Origin of the sequence: Imperialibacter sp. (assembly GCF_040222815.1) — a bacterium.
In the GTDB taxonomy this organism is placed as follows: domain Bacteria; phylum Bacteroidota; class Bacteroidia; order Cytophagales; family Cyclobacteriaceae; genus Imperialibacter.
In genome coordinates this window covers 123,640-142,942 of sequence record NZ_JAVKCH010000013.1, presented here as the reverse complement: position 1 = coordinate 142,942, position 19,303 = coordinate 123,640, and the positions used below count along the sequence as shown (strand labels likewise).

The 19,303-nt window shown below is 46.8% G+C and carries 17 protein-coding genes; 9 read left to right on the top strand and 8 right to left on the bottom strand.

Annotated features, from left to right (window positions below; all coding sequences use genetic code 11):
* Nucleotides 1-11 precede the first annotated feature (11 nt).
* Nucleotides 12-221 (top strand): hypothetical protein, encoded by a 210-nt coding sequence (locus RIF36_RS03635; protein ID WP_350074412.1) that lies wholly within the window; start codon nucleotides 12-14, stop codon nucleotides 219-221.
* A complete protein-coding gene (locus RIF36_RS03630; RefSeq protein ID WP_350119875.1) occupies nucleotides 222-623 on the top strand; it encodes a putative toxin-antitoxin system toxin component, PIN family in 402 nt (133 codons plus the stop codon).
* A 72-nt stretch (nucleotides 624-695) separates the two neighbouring features.
* Here RIF36_RS03630 and RIF36_RS03625 read toward each other — a convergent pair whose 3' ends face one another.
* From RIF36_RS03625 to RIF36_RS03615, 3 genes are all read right to left on the bottom strand, one after another.
* Nucleotides 696-3,419 (bottom strand): ABC transporter permease, encoded by a 2,724-nt coding sequence (locus RIF36_RS03625; protein ID WP_350119878.1) that lies wholly within the window; start codon nucleotides 3,417-3,419, stop codon nucleotides 696-698.
* A 4-nt stretch (nucleotides 3,420-3,423) separates the two neighbouring features.
* The gene (locus RIF36_RS03620) at nucleotides 3,424-3,750 is read right to left on the bottom strand and encodes a PadR family transcriptional regulator (protein ID WP_350094585.1); all 327 of its coding nucleotides are present in this window, start codon (nucleotides 3,748-3,750) and stop codon (nucleotides 3,424-3,426) included.
* 147 nt (nucleotides 3,751-3,897) lie between these two features.
* Nucleotides 3,898-4,128 carry a hypothetical protein gene (locus RIF36_RS03615; RefSeq protein WP_350074405.1) on the bottom strand — a complete coding sequence of 77 codons (231 nt, stop codon included), beginning with the start codon at nucleotides 4,126-4,128 and terminating at the stop codon, nucleotides 3,898-3,900.
* Here RIF36_RS03615 and RIF36_RS03610 point away from each other — a divergent pair.
* The 5 genes from RIF36_RS03610 (at nucleotide 4,100) to RIF36_RS03590 (ending at nucleotide 9,986) form a co-directional block, all read left to right on the top strand.
* Nucleotides 4,100-5,488, top strand: a complete 1,389-nt coding sequence (locus RIF36_RS03610; protein WP_350119880.1) for a sodium:solute symporter family protein — start codon at nucleotides 4,100-4,102, stop codon at nucleotides 5,486-5,488. The two genes, RIF36_RS03615 and RIF36_RS03610, sit on opposite strands and share 29 nt — an antisense overlap.
* A gap of 101 nt (nucleotides 5,489-5,589) precedes the next feature.
* Complete coding sequence (locus RIF36_RS03605; protein WP_350119883.1) at nucleotides 5,590-6,951, top strand: glycosyl hydrolase; 1,362 nt, start codon at nucleotides 5,590-5,592, stop codon at nucleotides 6,949-6,951.
* Between the two features lie 5 nt (nucleotides 6,952-6,956).
* Nucleotides 6,957-8,402 carry an oxidoreductase gene (locus RIF36_RS03600; protein ID WP_350119886.1) on the top strand — a complete coding sequence of 482 codons (1,446 nt, stop codon included), beginning with the start codon at nucleotides 6,957-6,959 and terminating at the stop codon, nucleotides 8,400-8,402.
* A gap of 1 nt (nucleotide 8,403) precedes the next feature.
* Nucleotides 8,404-9,180, top strand: coding sequence for a 3-ketoacyl-ACP reductase (locus RIF36_RS03595; protein WP_350119889.1), 777 nt, complete (start codon nucleotides 8,404-8,406; stop codon nucleotides 9,178-9,180).
* Between the two features lie 92 nt (nucleotides 9,181-9,272).
* A complete protein-coding gene (locus RIF36_RS03590) occupies nucleotides 9,273-9,986 on the top strand; it encodes a 3-keto-disaccharide hydrolase (RefSeq protein ID WP_350119891.1) in 714 nt (237 codons plus the stop codon).
* A 64-nt stretch (nucleotides 9,987-10,050) separates the two neighbouring features.
* Here RIF36_RS03590 and RIF36_RS03585 read toward each other — a convergent pair whose 3' ends face one another.
* The 5 genes from RIF36_RS03585 to RIF36_RS03565 all read right to left on the bottom strand — a co-directional run bounded on the left by RIF36_RS03585 (nucleotide 10,051) and on the right by RIF36_RS03565 (nucleotide 17,578).
* Entirely contained in the window at nucleotides 10,051-10,410 is a 360-nt protein-coding gene (locus tag RIF36_RS03585) for a hypothetical protein (RefSeq protein ID WP_350094605.1), read from the bottom strand.
* Between the two features lie 43 nt (nucleotides 10,411-10,453).
* Nucleotides 10,454-11,629 (bottom strand): FG-GAP repeat domain-containing protein, encoded by a 1,176-nt coding sequence (locus tag RIF36_RS03580; protein ID WP_350119894.1) that lies wholly within the window; start codon nucleotides 11,627-11,629, stop codon nucleotides 10,454-10,456.
* A gap of 264 nt (nucleotides 11,630-11,893) precedes the next feature.
* Nucleotides 11,894-15,001, bottom strand: a complete 3,108-nt coding sequence (locus RIF36_RS03575; RefSeq protein WP_350119897.1) for a PVC-type heme-binding CxxCH protein — start codon at nucleotides 14,999-15,001, stop codon at nucleotides 11,894-11,896.
* 176 nt (nucleotides 15,002-15,177) lie between these two features.
* Nucleotides 15,178-16,176 carry a hypothetical protein gene (locus RIF36_RS03570; RefSeq protein WP_350149312.1) on the bottom strand — a complete coding sequence of 333 codons (999 nt, stop codon included), beginning with the start codon at nucleotides 16,174-16,176 and terminating at the stop codon, nucleotides 15,178-15,180.
* Complete coding sequence (locus tag RIF36_RS03565; protein WP_350119903.1) at nucleotides 16,136-17,578, bottom strand: MBOAT family O-acyltransferase; 1,443 nt, start codon at nucleotides 17,576-17,578, stop codon at nucleotides 16,136-16,138. The genes RIF36_RS03570 and RIF36_RS03565 overlap by 41 nt, the downstream gene beginning before the upstream one ends.
* Before the next feature lie 241 nt (nucleotides 17,579-17,819).
* Here RIF36_RS03565 and RIF36_RS03560 point away from each other — a divergent pair, with 241 nt between their 5' ends.
* Both RIF36_RS03560 and RIF36_RS03555 read left to right on the top strand, forming a co-directional pair.
* Nucleotides 17,820-18,071 (top strand): acyl carrier protein, encoded by a 252-nt coding sequence (locus tag RIF36_RS03560; RefSeq protein WP_151997302.1) that lies wholly within the window; start codon nucleotides 17,820-17,822, stop codon nucleotides 18,069-18,071.
* Nucleotides 18,058-19,272: a cytochrome P450 gene (locus tag RIF36_RS03555; protein WP_350119905.1), complete on the top strand. Its 1,215-nt coding sequence runs from the start codon at nucleotides 18,058-18,060 to the stop codon at nucleotides 19,270-19,272. Before RIF36_RS03560 ends, RIF36_RS03555 begins: the two co-directional genes overlap by 14 nt.
* Nucleotides 19,273-19,303: the final 31 nt, after the last annotated feature.

Genomic DNA, 19,303 nt, shown 5'->3' with positions numbered 1-19,303 from the left:
ATATTTGTCACATGAAAACAATAACATTGGAGGTAAGCGACCCAACGGCTGAAAAACTGGAGCAAATGACAGTTGCTGAGAAAAAAGCTATTGCTGAAACGCTGGATATTATTGTTGGGAAAAAGAGAAGCCTGGAGGAAATCATGAAAGATGCGAGCGAACAAGCACGCAAAAATGGCCTGACTCCTGAAATACTTGAACAGCTGCTCAACGAAAAATAGGTGAGGGTCGTTTTTGATTGCAATGTGTTAATCAGCGCACTTTTAAATAACACCTCCACTTCTGGACAGGCTTTACTCAAAGCCAAACAATCCGATGTCATCCTTCTCTCAACCCCAGTCCTTGCAGAACTGATCAACGTAGCTATGCGGCCTAAATTCGATAAATATGCCAGTATAGAGGTAAGGCTTGAGTTCACAAAGGAATATGAGTCGCTAGCTACTTTACTTCCTGTAACGCATAAAGTAAAAGTCTGCCGAGACCCCAAAGACGATATGTACCTCGAGCTCGCCCTTTCCGGAAAGGCAGATTGTATTGTTACCGGCGATCCGGATTTACAGGTTCTTAGTCCGTTTAAAAACATTCCCATTATCTCGCCAAGAGAATTTTTAGAAAAAGGCTGACTACTTTTAACATCTTTTACCAGGGGTTCCGAGCAATACCAGTGGAGGAAGCGGAGCCAGGTTGAAGAGGGATTATTCATGCCTGAGGCTGTTTACAGGGTTATCAACTGCTACCCGCCACGACCGGAGAACTACTGTCGCCAAGGCTAGCCCGAAAACGCTCAGCAATGGAGCAACGAAAAGCCAAAAGTCAACGTCAATGCGAAAGGCATAAGTATTAAGCCATGACTCAATTCCGAGCCATACTATGGGCACAGCCAGCACTGCAGCCACCAAAATTAGTCGAAAGAAGTCTTTGGAAAGCAGAGCAAGAATATTCTCCACTGTCGCTCCAAGCACCTTTCTTATCCCGATCTCTTTTGTTCGCTGGATAGTGCTGTAAGCCACCAGACCAAATAGCCCCAGGCATGCGATGATGATTGCAAAGAGCGAGAAGAAGAGAAACAGCGAGGTGAATACTGTTTCGGCCTGGTACTTATTCTCAAAATGACTCTCGAGAAAGAAGTATTGAAAGGGTTGCTCTGGTGCAGCTTCTTTCCATGCGGCTTCAATTTCAGCCAGAGCTTCCTGGTAGCGATTGCCTGTTGCACCTCCCTGGATTTTTACAAAGAAAAACCTGTTGTTCCAGGTTCTGTCCCACTCTTTGTAGGGTACATACACTATGGGCTCATAGGAGTTTTTTAGAGAAAGCTGGTTGTAATTTTTGATCACCCCCACAATTCTGCTGTCTGCTTCCTGCAAACTGTGCAAAGGCTTGTCCACGATTTCGAACGGGTCTTCAAAACCGAGTAAACGGGTCGCTGATTCGTTGACAATGGCCGGCTTTTGGTCTGCCATGTTCGCAGGATCAAATGAACGACCTGCCAGCAGTGAAATCTCCAGGGTGTTAAAAAAATCCTCGTCAATACTGACGATTTTTAGCTCCTTTGGCTCTGTCTGATCGCCAACAGTTACATTGGCTTTCAGGCCCAGCAAGTTAATCTCGTCGCCAGGGGCAGCCGAGGAAAAGCCGACGGACTCAATGAAGCTTACCCCCTTCAGGTTGGATTTGAAGTTCTCATAAACCTTTGGCGACTGGAGGCCATATCCCTTTACGACGATCACCTGATCCATGTTCATGCCAAGATCATACTCCTTCATGAAGCGAAGCTGCTGATAAAGTGACCACGTACCAGTAGTAAAAGCAACGCAGAAGACAAATTGCACCACAATAAGCGCTTTTCTCAACTCAATTTTTCTCCCTAAACCTGCCGCACCTTGTCTACCCCCTTTCAGGGCTTCTATCGCCTTGATGCGGGTAACAATCAAAACAGGGTATACCACCGAGAGCAATATGCCTGCTACTACAATGGCTATTGCAGACACGATCAATGAGGGTGTAACAATGCCATTCTGCCAGGCAGGCCACTTCAGTCCAAAAGCATTGTCTATAAAAAGGATACTGCTTGCGGAAATTAGAATAGCCACAAGGATGGCGAGTAAACTCAGCAACGCAGATTCTACCAACAGTTGGCCCACCAATTGACGACGAGTTGAACCAATAATTTTCCTCACGCCAATCTCACGGCTCCTTTCGATAGCCTTTACCGTAGACAAGTTAACATAGTTGATATAGGCGCTAAGTAGGATGCCTATCATTACCAGCTGCAAGAGAAAAACCCCATTGCCGTCACCATTGACTTTGAGCTCATTTTTCAAAGCAGAATGCAAATGGATGTCACTGATGGGCTGCAACCTGAAGTCAATGGCATCGCTGAAATAGGTCATTTCGTCTCCATGCTGAGCCACCCTAAGCTTCGATATTTTGTTTTCGAGTTCAGCAATTTTACTTCCCTCCTGAATCAACAGATAGGTGTAAGTGTAGTCCCAGTGCCAGTAAGTGCTCCCGTTGCTCAGCCCGGGAAAAATTGTGCTGTACGAAATGAGGAAGTCGAAATTCATGTGAGAATTATCAGGAGGGTCCTGAATGACGCCTGTCACCTTAAAATTGCTTTCTCCAAAGGTGGCCGGGCCAAGGTTCCCGTGTGAATCGATCCGAATGAGTTTACCCATTGGGCTTTCGTTCTTAAAAAACTTTGTTGCCATTGAGGCAGTAATAACAATCGAAAACGGGTCATTCAGCGCCAAATCTTCATTGCCCTGAAGCAACTTGAAAGAAAACATTTTGAGGAAGCCGGGATCAGTAAAAAACACCTCCAAATCCGCCAGGTTCACATCATCATAAACAGCCCAATATTCACCAATAAACACGCTCAAAGGGGCAAACCGAGTATACTCCAGCACTTCAGGAAAAGCGTCTTTTACTGAGGGGCCCGACCACGGAACTGTGGTTGCCCGAGCATCCCCATCCACAATTTGCTGGTTCCAGACCGTTGTTACCCGGTAAATCTGATCCTTATTGCCATGCAGGCTTTCGTAGCTCTTTTCGTAGATGACATACTGAAAAATGATGAAAGCGGCTGACATGCCGAGGGCCAGCCCTAAAACGTTAACGACAGTGAACGCTTTGCTTTTGACCAACTGTCGGTAAGAAACCTTTAGGTGGTTGCCCATCATGCCAGTACTATTTAGTCGCCTGGTGAAACTATTCCTCATCAAAATCCCCGGCCGGAAAAACCGCAGCACATTCCATTTCAACCTCCACCCCGCTCTCTTTGGCCCTACCGACTCAATATCCGTTTCAAACTGCTCCAGCAAGTCGCCCTCTATCCCTTCGTAGAGATCAGGCGGACAGAACCGACGAAGGAAGCGAAGCCACCGAGTTACAAAACCTTTATGTGATTGCTTGTCCGGCATTCTTTTATCCAAAATTCAATTGTGGTATCAACTTCCAAAGATCCATTCTCGACTCTTTCATGTCTTTGAGAATAGCCAGACCTGCATTTGTGATAGTAAAGATTCGTTTACGGCGACCACCTCTCTCGTTGGTGGCACCTCCCATGTCGGATTTCACATAGCCCTTGTCCTCCAGCCGGTACAGGGTGACGTGCACCGCACTTAGGTTCACCTCCCTGCCCACCTTGCTTTTTATTTCAGTGACGATGGCATTGCCGTATGCCTCTTCCTGAAGGATGGCCACAATGGTCAGTACCAGTTCTTCAAATTCTCCTATGTATGATTTACCCATTAGTATATGAATTGTAAAACAAATAAAATCATTTCTATATAAATTGTAAAAGAAATGTCAATTTAATTTTGTCCCGGTACAAATTGCAAAAGCCCCTTTATTTGCCAATCTTCATCCGCTTTAAAACCTACTTATTATATAATGAAATCATTTACCCCCTGGCGAGTCGTTGTCGCCGCAGCCATTTTGCTTGTTCTTCTTAGCTTTGGCGTAGTCTTCAAACCCGGCAATGCCGAGCCGTTTTTTCTCTCCCTGCCTTACGTATTCTGGAGCAGCATCCTTATTACAGCGCTGCTGGTAGCTCTCACATTTATTGGAACCAGGGTTTTCCCGCATAAAGAAGACTGATATGACCACCTGGCTGATTATTTTCTTCATTATTTTCATTGGTCTGCTGGTGCTGGCCTCTGTTAAATCCTATCAAAAGAACCGAACTTCTGACGAATTCATGTTGGCCGGTTCCGCCATAGGTGCCTTCCTCGGCTTCATGACCTTTGCTGCCGCATTGTTCAGCGCCTTCACGTTCATGGGCATGCCCGACTTTTTCCGTAACCACGGGGTAGGTGCCTGGATCTTCCTGGCTTTTTCGGATGCGGTGATGGTCTTCTTTATCATCTGGTTTGGCTACAAGCTGAGGAAACTGGCCAAAAACAAAGGATTCAAAGGCATTGCCGGACTGTTGGAAAAATGCTACCAGTCGCCCTGGGCCGGCTACCTGTTTTTCCTAACCGCCTTTCTTTTCCTTATTCCGTATGTCGCCATTCAAATCAGAGGTATTTCTATCTTTCTCAACGCCGCCTTTCCCGACGCCATTCCCTCTTGGGGCTGGTCGGCTGGCACGGTGGTGATTATGCTGATTTACGCAGAAATTGGTGGCCTTAAAGCCATTGTATACAGCGATGCCATTCAAGGCATTTTGCTATTGGTTGTGATTTGGATCATTGGATTAGCCTGCCTGGAAATGTCGGGAGGACTTGGCCAAATGATGGCGAATGTACGCACGCAGAATCCTGACCTGCTTACCCTACCCGGCCCAAAGGGTCTGTTCAGCACTCAGTTTCTCATAGGCTCTGCTATAGCCATTGTGATGATACCCGTGACACAACCTCAACTCACTACCAGACTCATAGTGATGAAAGACCTGAAGTCGGTACACAAAATGACATATGCCGTCGGGTTGTTTGCTATTCTGGTGATTCTTCCCACGGCGTTCATTGGCTTATATGGCGCACTAAAATACCCTGACGTTTCTACTTCAGAGTTTCTCTCGTCGGCCCTGCTGTTTGACCAGGCTAACCCTGTAGCTGCCCTGGCAGTGGTTGGGCTGTTCGCTGCCTGCCTGTCGACCACCAACGCACAGATATTTGCACTCGGCTCGGAGCTCCGGTCTTTGCTTTCCGGAGAAGACAAAACAGTGATGCGGTATACGAAAATCTCGCTGCTGGTATTCTCATTAGTAGTGCTGGTTTTCTCTATTTACATGAGCGACCAACTCGTGTTGCTGGCCAGGCTAAGTTTTACCGGTACTTCCGTGATGGCACCGCTGGTGCTGGCCGCTGTGATCTTTGAAAACCCACCAAAGGTTCTTATTCTCACCTGTGGGCTGGCGCTGATAGGCATCGTTCTCAATATTCTCTCGGTAATACCCGCACAAATCGCCGGTTTAAATTTTGACATCGTGTTGTACATGGTGCACGGGGGAATCAGCGTCTTGATAATGGCTACGCACAAAAAGTAGGCAAGCCACAGCAAGAAAGCCCGCACGGTTTAATTTTGGAACTTTACTGACCTTGAGAGAGGATACATTCCCCTCTTTTGATTTAAACTTATACGAACAAAATGAAAATAGACAACCAACTGAAGGTTGAACACTTGGAGAAAAGCCTGAATCAATTTTGGGACTTGTCAGGTCAGAAAATCCTGGCGATTGAAAAACAGTATGATGGGCAAGCTGGTACACCAGTTTTTACGGTAGAAGGCAAATACACCACCCGTGGCTGGACGGAATGGACGCAGGGCTTCCAGTTTGGATCGGCGTTGCTACAGTTTGATGCTACTGGCGAAAAGCAATTTCTGGAAATAGGCAGAAAAAATACGGTCGAGAAAATGGCGCCGCACCTGACCCATAAGGGCGTACACGACCACGGATTTAACAACATCAGCACCTACGGCAACCTGCTCAGGCTGATGCACGAAGGAAAAACAGAAAACAACGAGTGGGAAAAGAACTTCTATGAGCTGGCCATCAAAGTAAGTGGGGCTGTGCAGGCCATGCGTTGGACAACTACGAAAAACGGTGGCTTTATTTATTCTTTTAATGGGCCACATTCCTTGTTTGTAGACACCGTTCGCTCCTGTCGCATCCTCATGATGAGCCACGCACTGGGTCATTCGCTGATGGCGGAAAACGATGAGAAAATCAGCTTACTTAAGAGGACCGTACAGCACCTGGTCTCCACTGCCAACTATTCTGTGTTTTATGGCGAAGGTCGTGACTTGTATGACCTTTGGGGACGCACGGCCCATGAAAGTATTTTCAATACCAACGACGGTAATTTCCGTAGCGTGAGCACACAGCAAGGCTACACCGGCATGAGCACCTGGACCCGTGGCTTGGCCTGGGCTATGTGCGGTTTTCCAGAAGAGCTTGAGTTCTTCGAAAAAGTACCTGAGTCGGCACTGGAAGGAGTGATAGCTAAAAAGGAGCTAATGGCTTTGATGCTAAAGGCAGCCAAAGCCACCTGCGATTTCTATATTGAGAATTCATGTACGGATGGCATCCCTTACTGGGATACAGGAGCCCCTGGCCTGGTACACATGGGCGATTACCTGTCAAAACCTTCCGATCCTTTTAATGCTCACGAGCCGGTAGACAGCTCTGCAGCCGCCATTGGCGCACAAGGACTTCTGAGGCTTGGCAAGTACCTGAACGAACCAAAATATACGCAAGCTGGGCTAACGGCCGCAAAGGCGCTTTTCAGTGAGCCTTACCTTTCGACTGACCCAACACATCAGGGATTGACACTACATTCTGTTTACCACCGCCCCAATAATTGGGATCACGTGCCAACAGGACAAAAAGTACCTTGCGGCGAGTCGAGCATGTGGGGGGACTATCATGCCAGGGAGTTGGCGCTCTACCTGACCAAACAGCTGAAAGGTGAAGAGTATTATACTTTTTTTAATGGATTAATGGCTTAAGATCAATGGCTACGAAAAGCAGACCGGTATTTAAAAGAGTAGCGCAGCTCAAAACTGCGGAAGACCTTACCAGCTATCTGGAAGAAATTGGCGCAGACATTCCATTTGATGCTGAATTGGCGACCACCAATTCTCCGTACCACCAACCCTATTCGCTGAATTCGGGCAGAACCATCGGCAACCGCTTTTGTATCCTGCCGATGGAAGGCTGGGATGGCACCACGGACGGAAGACCTTCGGAGCACACCAAAAGACGCTGGCATCATTTCGCCATCAGTGGGGCTAAACTGCTATGGGGCTGTGAGGCGGTGGCTGTGCACCCTGAAGGCAGGGCCAACCCCAATCAGTTGATGATCAACGAGGATACCTTTCCAGAATTCGTCAGCCTTTGCGAGTCGTTGGTCAAAGATCATCAGGAGCAGTTTAGCAGCGCCGACGACCTGGTTATCGGCCTGCAGCTGACCCACTCTGGCAGGTTTTGTAAGCCTTTCGATAAGAAAAAGCTACAGCCAAAAATACTCTACGCCCACCCAGTTCTGAACAAGAAATTCGGACTTGGCGACGATTATCCGGTAATGAGCGACGAGGACATTGACAGCCTTATTGAAGATTTTATCAGGGCGGCTGTGCTGGCGCAAAAGGCGGGGTTCCATTTTGTAGATATCAAACATTGTCATGGCTATTTAGGTCACGAGTTTCTAAGCGCCATTGACAGGGGAGGCAAATACGGCGGTTCCTTCGAAAACAGAACCCGCTTTCTTACCTCGATTGTAGAAGGCATTCGAAAGGAAGCTCCTGGTTTAGAAATTGGCGTGAGATTGAGCGCCATTGATTTGTTGCCATTTACACAAGCCGAAGACAAAGTGGGCGAGCCTTACGAAGTAACAGGCAACTATAACTATGCCTTTGGCGGTGAGAAATCGGGACTTAGCTACGACCTGACAGAAACAAGAAAGTTTCTGCATTTGCTGGAGGAGCTCGATATCGAACTGCTTTGCATCACTGCCGGCAGCCCGTACTACAATCCCCACGTAACCAGGCCTGCCCTTTTCCCTCCTTCCGACGGCTACCTGCCACCAGAAGACCCTCTTGTAGGTGTGGCCCGTCACCTTGAGGTAGTGGCGACACTCAAAAAGGATTTTCCAAACCTGGCCATTGTTGGCTCAGGGTATTCCTACCTGCAGGAGTGGCTACCCAACGTGGGGCAAGCCGTGCTGAAAAATGGTGATGTGGATTTTGTGGGCATTGGCCGGATGGTGATCTCCTACCCTGAAATGCCAGCAGATGTATTGTCTGGCGACGGCATGAAAAGGGCGAAAATTTGCCGTACTTTCTCCGACTGCACCACGGGCCCACGCAACGGCATGATCTCAGGATGCTTCCCGCTTGACCCTTACTATAAGCAGATGGAAGAAGCCAAGCTGATCAAAGAAATCAAGAAAGAGCTCTGATATGGCCGATAGAAAAGTAGCATTGATTACCGGAGGAACTCGAGGAATTGGCTTCGGTATTGCGAAGTCCCTTGCAGCTGCAGGCTATGACCTGGCCCTGAATGGCATGCGGCCGGTAGAAGACATCAAAGAAGTGATTAAGGAGTTGGAAAAGCTGGGAGCGAAAGTTGCCTATGTGCAGGGCAACCTGGGCGTGAAGGAAGACCGGGAAAAAATGGTATTTCAAACCCTGGCCCATTTTCAAAGGCTGAATTTGCTAGTGAACAATGCGGGAGTGGCTCCCAGGGTTCGCAAAGATGTGCTGGAAATTGATGAGGACGACTACGACTACATGCTCGATATCAACCTCAAAGGCACCTTTTTCCTTTCCCAGCTAGTGGCCAACCAAATGCTAAAAGAGAAAGCCTCCGCACCAGCATTTGAAGGAAGCATCATTACCATTTCTTCCATTTCCGCAGAAGTGGCCTCCATCAACCGTGGAGAATACTGCATGGCCAAAGCTGGGCTGGGCATGATGACCAAACTGCTGGCTACCAGGCTGGGGGAAGCTGGTATTCCTGTGTATGAAGTACGCCCCGGCGTGATTGAAACTGACATGATCAGCAAGGTGAAGGGCAAATACGAGGAACTGATCGCCAACGGCCTTACTGTGGAAAAGAGATTGGGCCAGCCAGAAGATATCGGCCGGATTGTGGCCTCGCTGGCAACGGGCGGCATTCCTTATTCGACTGGTCAGGTGATTATGGCTGACGGAGGTTTAACGTTGAGGAGATTGTAAGACGTAGGTCTGTCAGGGGACAGGCCAAGGTGGGCTATATACTCGAAAAAGTAGTTATCTTTAAGAAAGCTTGTCCTTAATTTAGAACCATCATGAAGAAATTATTCCTTTTTCTAGTCCCTTTTGGCCTCTTCTCAGCTTGTACTGAAACTAAAAAAACAGAACAGAAAGAACCAACAGAAAATGAATGGGCGGTTCTGTTTGATGGAACGTCTACTGATTCGTTGAGAGGATATGGAATCGAAGAGTTTCCTAAAGGGGTATGGCTGGTTGAAAACGGCATGCTGGTCACCAATCCAGATACTGCCAACCGTGACCTGCTAACCAAAGGCCGCTACAAAGACTTTGAGCTTGAATACGAATGGGCGGTGGACACTGCAGCCAACTCGGGCGTATTTTTTCATATGCAGGAGAACCTGACCATGGAAGCTGGGAATGGCAATAGCCCCAACTGGCTGGATAACTTTGAAATTCAGGTATTGGACGATATCTATTTCAACGATACCGCAGCGGTAAGATCGGCCGGATCGCTTTACGACCTGATTAAGCCAGTAAACAAAAAACTTAAACCTATTGGTGATTTTAACCAGGCTAAACTCATCCACAACAACGGCCATGTGGAGCATTGGCTCAACGGCGCCAAGGTGCTGGAGTTTGAAATCGGAAGCCCTGAAATGACAAAGCTGCTGGCGGAAAGTAAGTTCTCAAACAACCCGGGCTACCACTCCGACAAGGAAGGCCATATCATGTTTCAGCACCATGGACAAAGGGTGTATTATAAGAATATTAGGGTGAAGAGGCTTTAGTTTAAAAGTTAGACTTGTGGAGCGATGGCCTGTCGGGGGGCAGGCCAAGGGGTTCAAATGCTAGCTACGTCTCAAGCCACTCATAATCGAAATCCTTCCTACGTTTCCTTATGACCTTCACCCAGAAAGTCTTCTTCCCAATAGGAGTTCTACACTCAAGTATCCTGACATACTCTTCTCGATTAGGAACACCATGGAACCCAACTGTACCAACACGGATTTTGTCTGGGAAAGGAGAGTCCTTCCAGTCTGAACCACCAGCATATCGAAAGTCTTCAACTATTAAACCCCTGGATTTCGCTTGATCGATAATATGTCGATCAATTTTTCTACTTAGCCTAAGCTGTTGTCTTGTCAGCCAATAGAGTAAACCAACGGCAAGAGCCGTTATCACAATTACTACAGAGCCAGTAGCTATATCCATTGATTAAATAATACGAACCAAGGAATCAACGCTAAAAAACAAATCATTTCTTCCCCTGCTCAAACACAAAAATCCCTTTCTTGTTGGCAATCACCACGTCGGTGAGGCCGTCTTTGTTGATGTCTTCGGCCACCACGTTGAGTCCCACGCCTGAGTTGTCGTCGATTTGGTGGGCAATCCACTTGGGCTCCTTGCCTGGCACATATTCAAACCAATAGAGATAAGCAGGCTCTAAAGCTCCGGTGCCCTGGCGCATGTGGGCATAGTAGCGCTTACCGGTGACAAAGTCCTTTTTGCCATCGCCGTTGATGTCGGTGAAGGCCACGGCATGAGTTTCTGACATTTCATCGCTGATGAGGTGGCGAGTGAACTTCTGGTTACTGCCGTCTCCTTCATTTTCATACCACCAAATACCTCTTTCGTGGGCCGATGCTGAGAAAACGTCTAGATGGCCATCCTGATTGAAGTCGGTGGTGTACATGTGCGAGCAAGGCTCGCCAAGGTTGGATGGATGCCAAAACCAGGCCGCCTGAGTAACATCGCTCGGCGCTTCCCACCAACCCTCTCTGATCACCACGTCCTTCCGCCCGTCACCGTTCACGTCGGCATGGCCAAGACCATGGGAAAAGTTTTCAGAGCCAGGAGTGCCCGGCAAGCTGATCGTGTATTCCTTCCAGTTGGTATCTCCTTTTTTGCTGGGCGACTTCAACCAGATCATTTGCTTGTTGGTCACATCTCCGCACAGGATGTCCTTTCGGCCGTCGCCATCCATGTCATAAAATCCTGGTGATTCGTTGCCCACGGTTTCATGGATCATGTACTCTTTCCAGTAACCTTCTTTGCCCTGGGGGTTTTCATGCCAGTAAACCGCCTTACCCGGAAAGTCGACACGGATGAAGTCGATCCAGCCGTCCTGGTTCACATCGAGCGAGAAGTTTAGCATGGAGTTGCTCCATTCTTCTTCAGCAACATACAGCTTGGGCTCGTAAATTTCGTGGCGGATCCAGTTAGGGGCTTCGAACCAGAAAGGACCCGCCATGATGTCGGTGAGGCCGTTGTTGTTGACGTCGCCGACGGCTACCCCTTCAGAGACGAATTTGTCGAACAGGACGGTTTTTTTAAAGGGGATGTCGTCGGCGACGACGTGGTTCTTCATGAGTTGGGCGTAGCATTGTATTGAAAAGAATACGACGACTACAGAAGTGGCAATTTTCTTCATACTATGAACAATTTTCATCTAAATAACCATCGCCCTCAAGCCGGGCAGGCTCCTACTTTTTAAAAGCGGTTCCCCGCCGGGACAAAAAGTAGGCAAAAGTCTTTGAAGAATTAAACGCACTGGCCTTTATGCTCATCGGCCCGCCAATTCTTCGGCCACCCTCCTAAATGGGCGCATCTACAATTGAAAATTCTTTACACAATAATTGATCTATCTCGTGACTTAACCGAGGTCTGTCCCCTGACAGGCCTCGACACAATTGTCTTACTTCTGTGTAAGTAAATAGCCCAGCAGGGCATCAAAGTCTGTTTCGCTGATGGACTCGCCGAAAGTGTCGGGCATCAGGGTGTATTGTGATGCTTTTTTCTCCTTGATATCGGTTTTGCTTACCGTAAATTCCTGACCGGCTGCGTTAGCGTATACTTCCAGCTCACCTTCATCCCGTCTGAACAAGCCGCTTAGTGTCTTGCCGTCATTCAATGTAATGGTGTAAGTCTTGAATGCCTGCGAAATGTTTCTGTTGGGGTCCAGTATCTTTTCCGCCAGAGCCCTGCGACCCCAGTTGCCGATGCCATCAAGCTGCGGCCCAATCACGCCTCCATCGTTATTGATCTGGTGGCAGACGTTACAGTTGTTCATAAATACCGCTTTACCCAGCTCTACATCAGGCTTAGGATCAAACCTGGATAATCTGGTATCAATCAGTTTTTGCCTTTCTTCCAGTACGGACTCCAGACCGGAAGTCAATGCATCGTACTCTTTCTTCTGGGCAGTAGTTAGCTTTGATAGCAGCTGCTCATTCACTCGTCTGTCCATCAGCGTGCGAGGCGGAATGAAGCCATCCATGGCTGCTTTCAGCAAACTAGCACGGCCGTCGGCTGAGTTTACAAACACCGAAGCGATGGCTACCTGCAATCCGCTGGGCGCATCTTTCAGCGATTTATTCAGCAGTGGTGTTACGCCTGCATAAGATGATGTACCAATGGTTCTGGCCAGCTCTTCCCGGAAAGCAGGCTCTTCCTCAGCGCTAATTAATTTGGCTTCCACTATATCAATATTGCCTTTGCCATTGATGTTCAGTAATGCTTTGGCCGCAGCCGCCCTGGGCCTGCTTTTAGCCCACGAGGCATTCAGCAGGTCACGGAGACCTTGTTCATAGCTTGTAAGTTTATTTTGGCTGGCAATGTTTGCCGCAAACACCTGGCGCTGGGAAATTTCTTCAAAGTACTCGTACTCTTCATCAGCATGGGCAGACGGTTGATCAGCCACCAGTTGAGGTTTTGTCTCCAGATTTTTCAGGAAGTCGCCTGCGAAGCTGGTCGCCCAGTCGGTCATTTGCTTGGCATTGGCAGAACCTCCCCGCTGACCAATACCCGTTTGGATCGTGTTGTACAACGTATATTGCCCTGCGGCATCCCCGTTGAATTTTTCTCTGATAAAATCGATCGCCGAGGTGAGCTGGGCCTCAGGAATGAACCTGCCCACATGCTGTAAATACACCACCATGCGGTCGTGCGGAGCATTGTACTTCTTGATGTTATCGTAAATGAAACTGGAGGCAATGGCAGAAGGCACATCCGTCATGGCATCCATCAGAACTTTTGTTTCTGCTTCGTTCCAGGTTTGCCCTACAGCGCCAGCAAGGATCTCGGCATTTGTGAGATGATCACGGAGAGCTATCATCAAAGTGTATCGAAGATGGGTGTCTTGCGTCGGCACCGCCAATGCCGCTGTCACAAGTGGTTTGATGCTGGTGGCATCATGATGTCTCACGAATACATCTGCCGCAGCTCTCTGCGTATGAGGATCGCTATGTTTTAACCCATCCAACGCCAAAGATCTCGTCTCACCATTCAACGATTCATATTCTGTCAGGATACGATAGGCGTGTACCCTTACCTCCTGATCGCTTCCTGTAGCAGCACTTTTTAACTCTGCGTTCGACAGAGCTTCAAGCCTCTTTAGCGCCCACATGGCATGGACTTTCTGCTTGGACGATACTTTGCTGCCTGCTAATAGTGCCTTAAGTGGCTGCACTGCCTCATCAGCCTTGTAGTCTACCAGTCGGTTCGACGCCATCATCCGCTGCGAAAAAGTGCTTTGGCCAAGGCCTTTGATCAGATCGTCAAGGCTGGCATTTGACCAGTCTACAGGCTCAGTTGTCTCGCCTTTGTAAGTAATTCTCCAGATACGACCACTCTTTCTGTCCCGGCCAGGGTGATCCAACGGCACCTCGTAGTGACCAATGATGCGGTTATAAAAGTCTGCGATATAAAGGGCGCCATCCGGCCCAATTTTTACATCAACCGGGCGGAACCATGGATCCTCGCTAACAAGAAAATCTTTTTGAAGCGTTGCCACAGGTGTAGATCCATTGTAGGTAATCGTATTGCGACTTACCCGGCAGGCCACCACGTCACCAGAGTAGAAGCTGTTTCGGTATTCTTCGGGAAAAGCTTCTCCATTGTAGTAATCCAACCCAGAAAGGGCCGTGGAGCCAATTTGATAGTTCATCATCTGTGGCCCAAAGCCGAGACCTGGTGCTTTTTTGCCGAAGTGCGGATAGTCCCCCTGGCTGATAATCTGGTAAATGGGCATGGTGTGGCAGTCGGCAGAGTAGACGTAGCCAAAATCATCCACAGCAAATCCAAACGGGTTCACCCGGCCGAACGTGGTTTGCTCCACCCTGCTACCGTCGAGGCGGAAGCGGAAGGTGTTACCGGAGGTCATGCTTATTGAATCGTGGTCAGCACCCGATACTTTTGAGGCATTTCGAAAACCATGCGAGGAGTGAATCCAGCCGTCTGGCGCACGAAAAAAATTGTTGATCATGCCATGGGTATCGACATGATCAAACGGGCCAACAAGCACTCTCTTCTCGTCATACTTGTCATCTCCGTCTTTGTCTTCGAAATAGTAGATATTGGGAATGCTATAGGCAATAGCCCCGCCTTTTACCGGCATAATGCCAATGGGGATATTGAGGTCGCTGGCGAAATCAGTGAATTTATCCGCCTTCCCATCGCCGTTGGTATCTTCCAGAATGGTGATTTTATCCTGCCCCGAGCCAGTAGAGGCCTCGTTAGGATACTCGATGGAATGTGTGACCCACAGCCTGCCCCGGTCATCAAACTCCATATTGATGGGTTTGGTGATGTCTGGCTCGGAGGCATAAAGATTGATTTCAAACCCGGGCGGAAGGTGAAAACCTTTGATTTCCTCCTCTGCCGTTTGAAAGTCGGTAGTCCGTATGTGGTCCTTGAAAAGCTCTGGGTTGATGAAGGAATCAGGGTCGTACGGTTCTTCTTTTTTAGTTTCTTGACAAGACGATACAAATAGAATACAAAGGAACAGTAGTAGGTAGGGTCTCATAAAAGCTTGAGTACATTAAGTTTGGTTTAATTTACACCCTCCTTACTCATCCGCACGGAATCAGGTATAAGTTATTTTAATTAGTTGGAATCTCAAGGGGTTTTTTTGTGAGGCGGTTGGAAGAGAAGAAACCAAGGCAGCCAAGCTGTCCCTATTTTAACCTTAACGGGTATTGGCTAATTGTCCCGCTTTTTAGGATCCGGCCATTTAGAGAGGTGCTCATTCAGCTTTTCTCCCAGGATTTGAGAGAAAATAACAGCTCCCTCATTGTTAAGGTGAAAATAGTTTTTCCTTTTAGTACTGTCCATTACCAATTCGGCAAACTCTGCTGAATAAACATTCAATCTATACTCCTCAGGAAGCTCATAGAAAGCTTCATATATAAAAGTCGCCTCGTCTTCATCTTTGATTAATGGCGGTAGAATATAAATAATTCTAATTCCGTTGGCATTTGCCTTGTCGATTGTTTCTTCCAAATGGTATTTACTTTGCAACTTCCGCTGCGGATAATTCCCCGAATGCACATCTAATGTCAACCTGGAGTTTATAAGATTTGGCAGTTTCTCCTCGTCCCTCAGGTTATCGGGGTATGGTAAATATCCGTTTTGTCGTAGACCTTTATGTGAATGATATCTGCCTGCAAAATTGACTATATTCAGGCGAGTACTCAGCATCCCTTTCAAGCTTGTTGCCATCTGCTGAGATAAGAATACAATATCAGAAAATGAATTTTCCGCGGTATTCGAGCTCATAAACTCAAACCAAGGGCCCATATTTCCAAAGTCTGGGCCTGGGCCCGTCAGCTCCACCAGCAAATAATCGACTCCTCTCTCTGTCACAATCTGATTTGAAATAACATTGATATAAGGAAAAGTAAGGCTTTGAAATCCAAGGTTTAAAGATTTCAAATGATGGCGGGCCGTCATGGAGTCGACTATGGAAGGGTCAACACCTCTCTCAACTCTGCTTGAGCCCAGAATGATGGTGTTAAAGCTCTCGTTTGTACTCAGTAATGTCCTTTTTTTATTGAGTGCCGATTGCCGCTCCTCCAAAGGGAACAAGGTGCTTATGACTTGCCGTATCACAACCAAAATTAGTACAAACAGAAGCGCTTTAAGAACGGCCTTTTTCATTCTAAAATTTAAAATAATAAAACTCGTTACTGACAATCCCAAAGTTGAGTATTGCCTCAACAAGCACAATGTAAATTGCCCATCGAAGAAGAAAGGACTTTTTGGCAACCCATTCGCCAAAGTCATTCAGCTTCATGCTCACATTAATAATGTCCATTAAAACAAAGACAGCCACACAAAATCCAATTTCTTGAACCTCCTTGATCGTAAGTGGACTTTTTCCAATATTGCCCCAATCCAGGCTATATCGCAATATTTTAACACCAGCCTCCCACGACTCGGATTTAAACCACATGGCTGTAAAAGAAGTAGTCAAAAAAATGAAAGCTATACAGAAAAAGTTGAACACTCCTGGAAACCGAAGCAATCCAAATCTATCAAATTGTTTAAATCGCCATTTGTAGGTGAGGCGTTCAGTTGCTATCCATACGCCGTTCAGCGTTCCCCAAATTACGAAGCCCCAATTTGCTCCGTGCCACAACCCGGTGATAAAAAACACAAAGAGCAGACTAACGTAAAAGCGAACCTGCGTTCTTCCCTTTCCCAAAACGGCAAAGAAAAGGTAATCCCGAAACCAGTCACTAAGCGTAATATGCCACCCCTTCCAAAAATTTGCTTTAGAGTTGGCGAAATACACTCTATTGTCAAAGTTCTTCGAAAGCTTAACTCCAAAAAGCCTGGCCGAGCCAATTGCCATGTCGCTATATCCAGAGAAGTCGCAAAAAATCTGAACGGTAAAAAGACAGGAGCCGATCATAAGCGGCAACCCTTTGTACGTTTCTGGGCTCTCATAAACCAAATCCACCAGCTCCCCGATCCTGTCTCCAACTACCATTTTTTTGAATAGCCCCCAAAGGATAAGCCGTGCGCCAGCGGTGACGTTCTCAGAGCTTAAAAGGCTTAGGTTATTCAATTGTGGCAAAAGATTCTTCGATCTTTCGATTGGGCCCGCTAAAATCTGTGGGAAAAACAATACGTAGAGAGAAAACACTCCTAAATTTCGCTCCGGCTTTCTGAAGCCTTTGTAAACATCAATTGTGTGGCTGAGGGTTTGAAAGGTATAAAAGCTTATACCTATGGGAAAAGGAAGTGAATTTTTGGGAATCAAAATTGCTATGTTCAATGCACTGAATACAGTATTTATATTCTCAGCAAAGAAATTGTGGTATTTGAAAAAGAAAAGGAGGCCAATGTTGGAAACTATGCTTGACCAAAATAAGGCTTTTCTTTGCCACTGTAGCTTTGAGTTGTAGATCGCAAGCCCACAGATGTAGTCTACTAGAATTGATAGGCCGACTACAATAAGAAAGAATGAATTCCAGGTCGTGTAAAAGTATACGCTTGAGGCTAAAAGCAGTATCCACCTCCAGGATTTTGGAGTAAAGTAATAAAACACAAGTAACAGAATCAGAAAGACCCCGTAGCCGCTACTATTAAAAAGCATTCAATGCAAGTAACATCAACAACAGTGACTTAAATTGTCCCTTTGCGAGAAGTAAGTTTTGGTAAATATTTCTACACTTGAGGCGTAAATTAGCAGGTTTTTAGTTTCACTGTTATTGAATCTCCATAAATACTTATAAATTCAAATATTCTATGACGACTTGCGTCATGAAACGCCAACAATTCCACAATTACAGCTTTTACAATTGACCTTACCTTACACCTATTCATGACTTCCTAGTATGACGAGCCAATCTGAAATAGCTGATTTCATCAAAAAACTTATTGCGAAGGAAATTGGAAAAGAAGTCACCACTATTGATGATGCTGTGGCATTTAATGATCTGGGGCTGGATTCGGTGAATTCAATTTTCTTACTCGGAGATGTTGAGGAGCATTATAAAATTGACATTGACCCTTTGAGTCTCTACAACAACCCAACTGTTTCTTCCTTTACCGAACACGTTTACAAATTGATAAATGGACGTAACTAAGCTTTGGCAACCATCGAATCCGGGGTTTATTACTAACCCCTTTCCAGTATATTCCAAAATATTGGCGCATGCGCCTGTATTCCAATCACCCACTGGGGACTTCGTAGTAATGAGCTATGATGGCGTGAAGCATGTGCTTTTTGCTAAAAATTATCAGACAGGAGCAAGGGCGGAATGGATTTATAAAATGACTCAATATGCTACGGGCAGAAACATAGACTTTGGCTCGATTCAGCAGGCAGTGGCCGGAATGCCGATACAACAAAACCCACCAATACACAGTCTTATTCGCTCCGTTCTGGCTAAAAACTGGCCTTCCAAGTCTTTTCTTTCGAGGAAGTCATCTGAGATTTGTGATGAAATTCTGGCGGATATGCCGCCATCATTTGACCTGGTCTCTTTTATTGCAAAGAAGCTACCAGTATGGATGGTTTGCGATGTGCTTGGCATGCCGAGAGGTTTAGGAGAAGAACTTCAGGCGGATGGCTTCAAGCTGGTTCAACTCCTTGATCCCTATTTGACTTTTAAAGATTTAAAAAATATCCAGTTAGCCTCAACAAACCTTCGGGCATCTTTTGATCTTTACTACAGCAGCCTTGATAAGGAGTCGACCGGATTGGCAGCTGCTGTCAAAAAAGCTGCAGAAGACAACCCTGAATTTAATACTGATCCCGTATCGCTCATTATTTTTCTTTTCATTGCTGCCTTTGAAACAACCTCCAGCCTGATAAGCATTTGCCTGCAAACATTAATTGAAGACAAAGAACTACTATGCAAACTTGATGACGACGCCAGCATTGAGCACTTTGTCCGGGAAATATTAAGGTTATATTCACCTGTGCAGATAACAGGCAGGTCAAACCCAGAACCTATAGCCCTTTCTGGCGTTGAAATTCCCGCCAATAGCACCATCACTCTTTGCCTTGGGTCTGCCAACCGTGATCCAGGCCATTTCGAAAACCCCGATCAACTAATTATCGACAGAAAGGAGAACGATCACCTTTCCTTTGGGTATGGTATGCATCATTGCCTGGGAAGTCAAATGGCAGTGGTGGAAGCGGCAGCTGTAGTGAAAGCTTTCCTGCCCAAATTAGGTCACACCAGCATTGTTGGCACACCAGTTTGGGAGAACAGGCTAATGATCAGGAGGCTGCTTTCAATGGAGTTATCAGTTAGCGCCTCAACTCCAGTCGCTTTTTAGCACCTGGTCGCAGTAAATCTCGCTTTCGAGA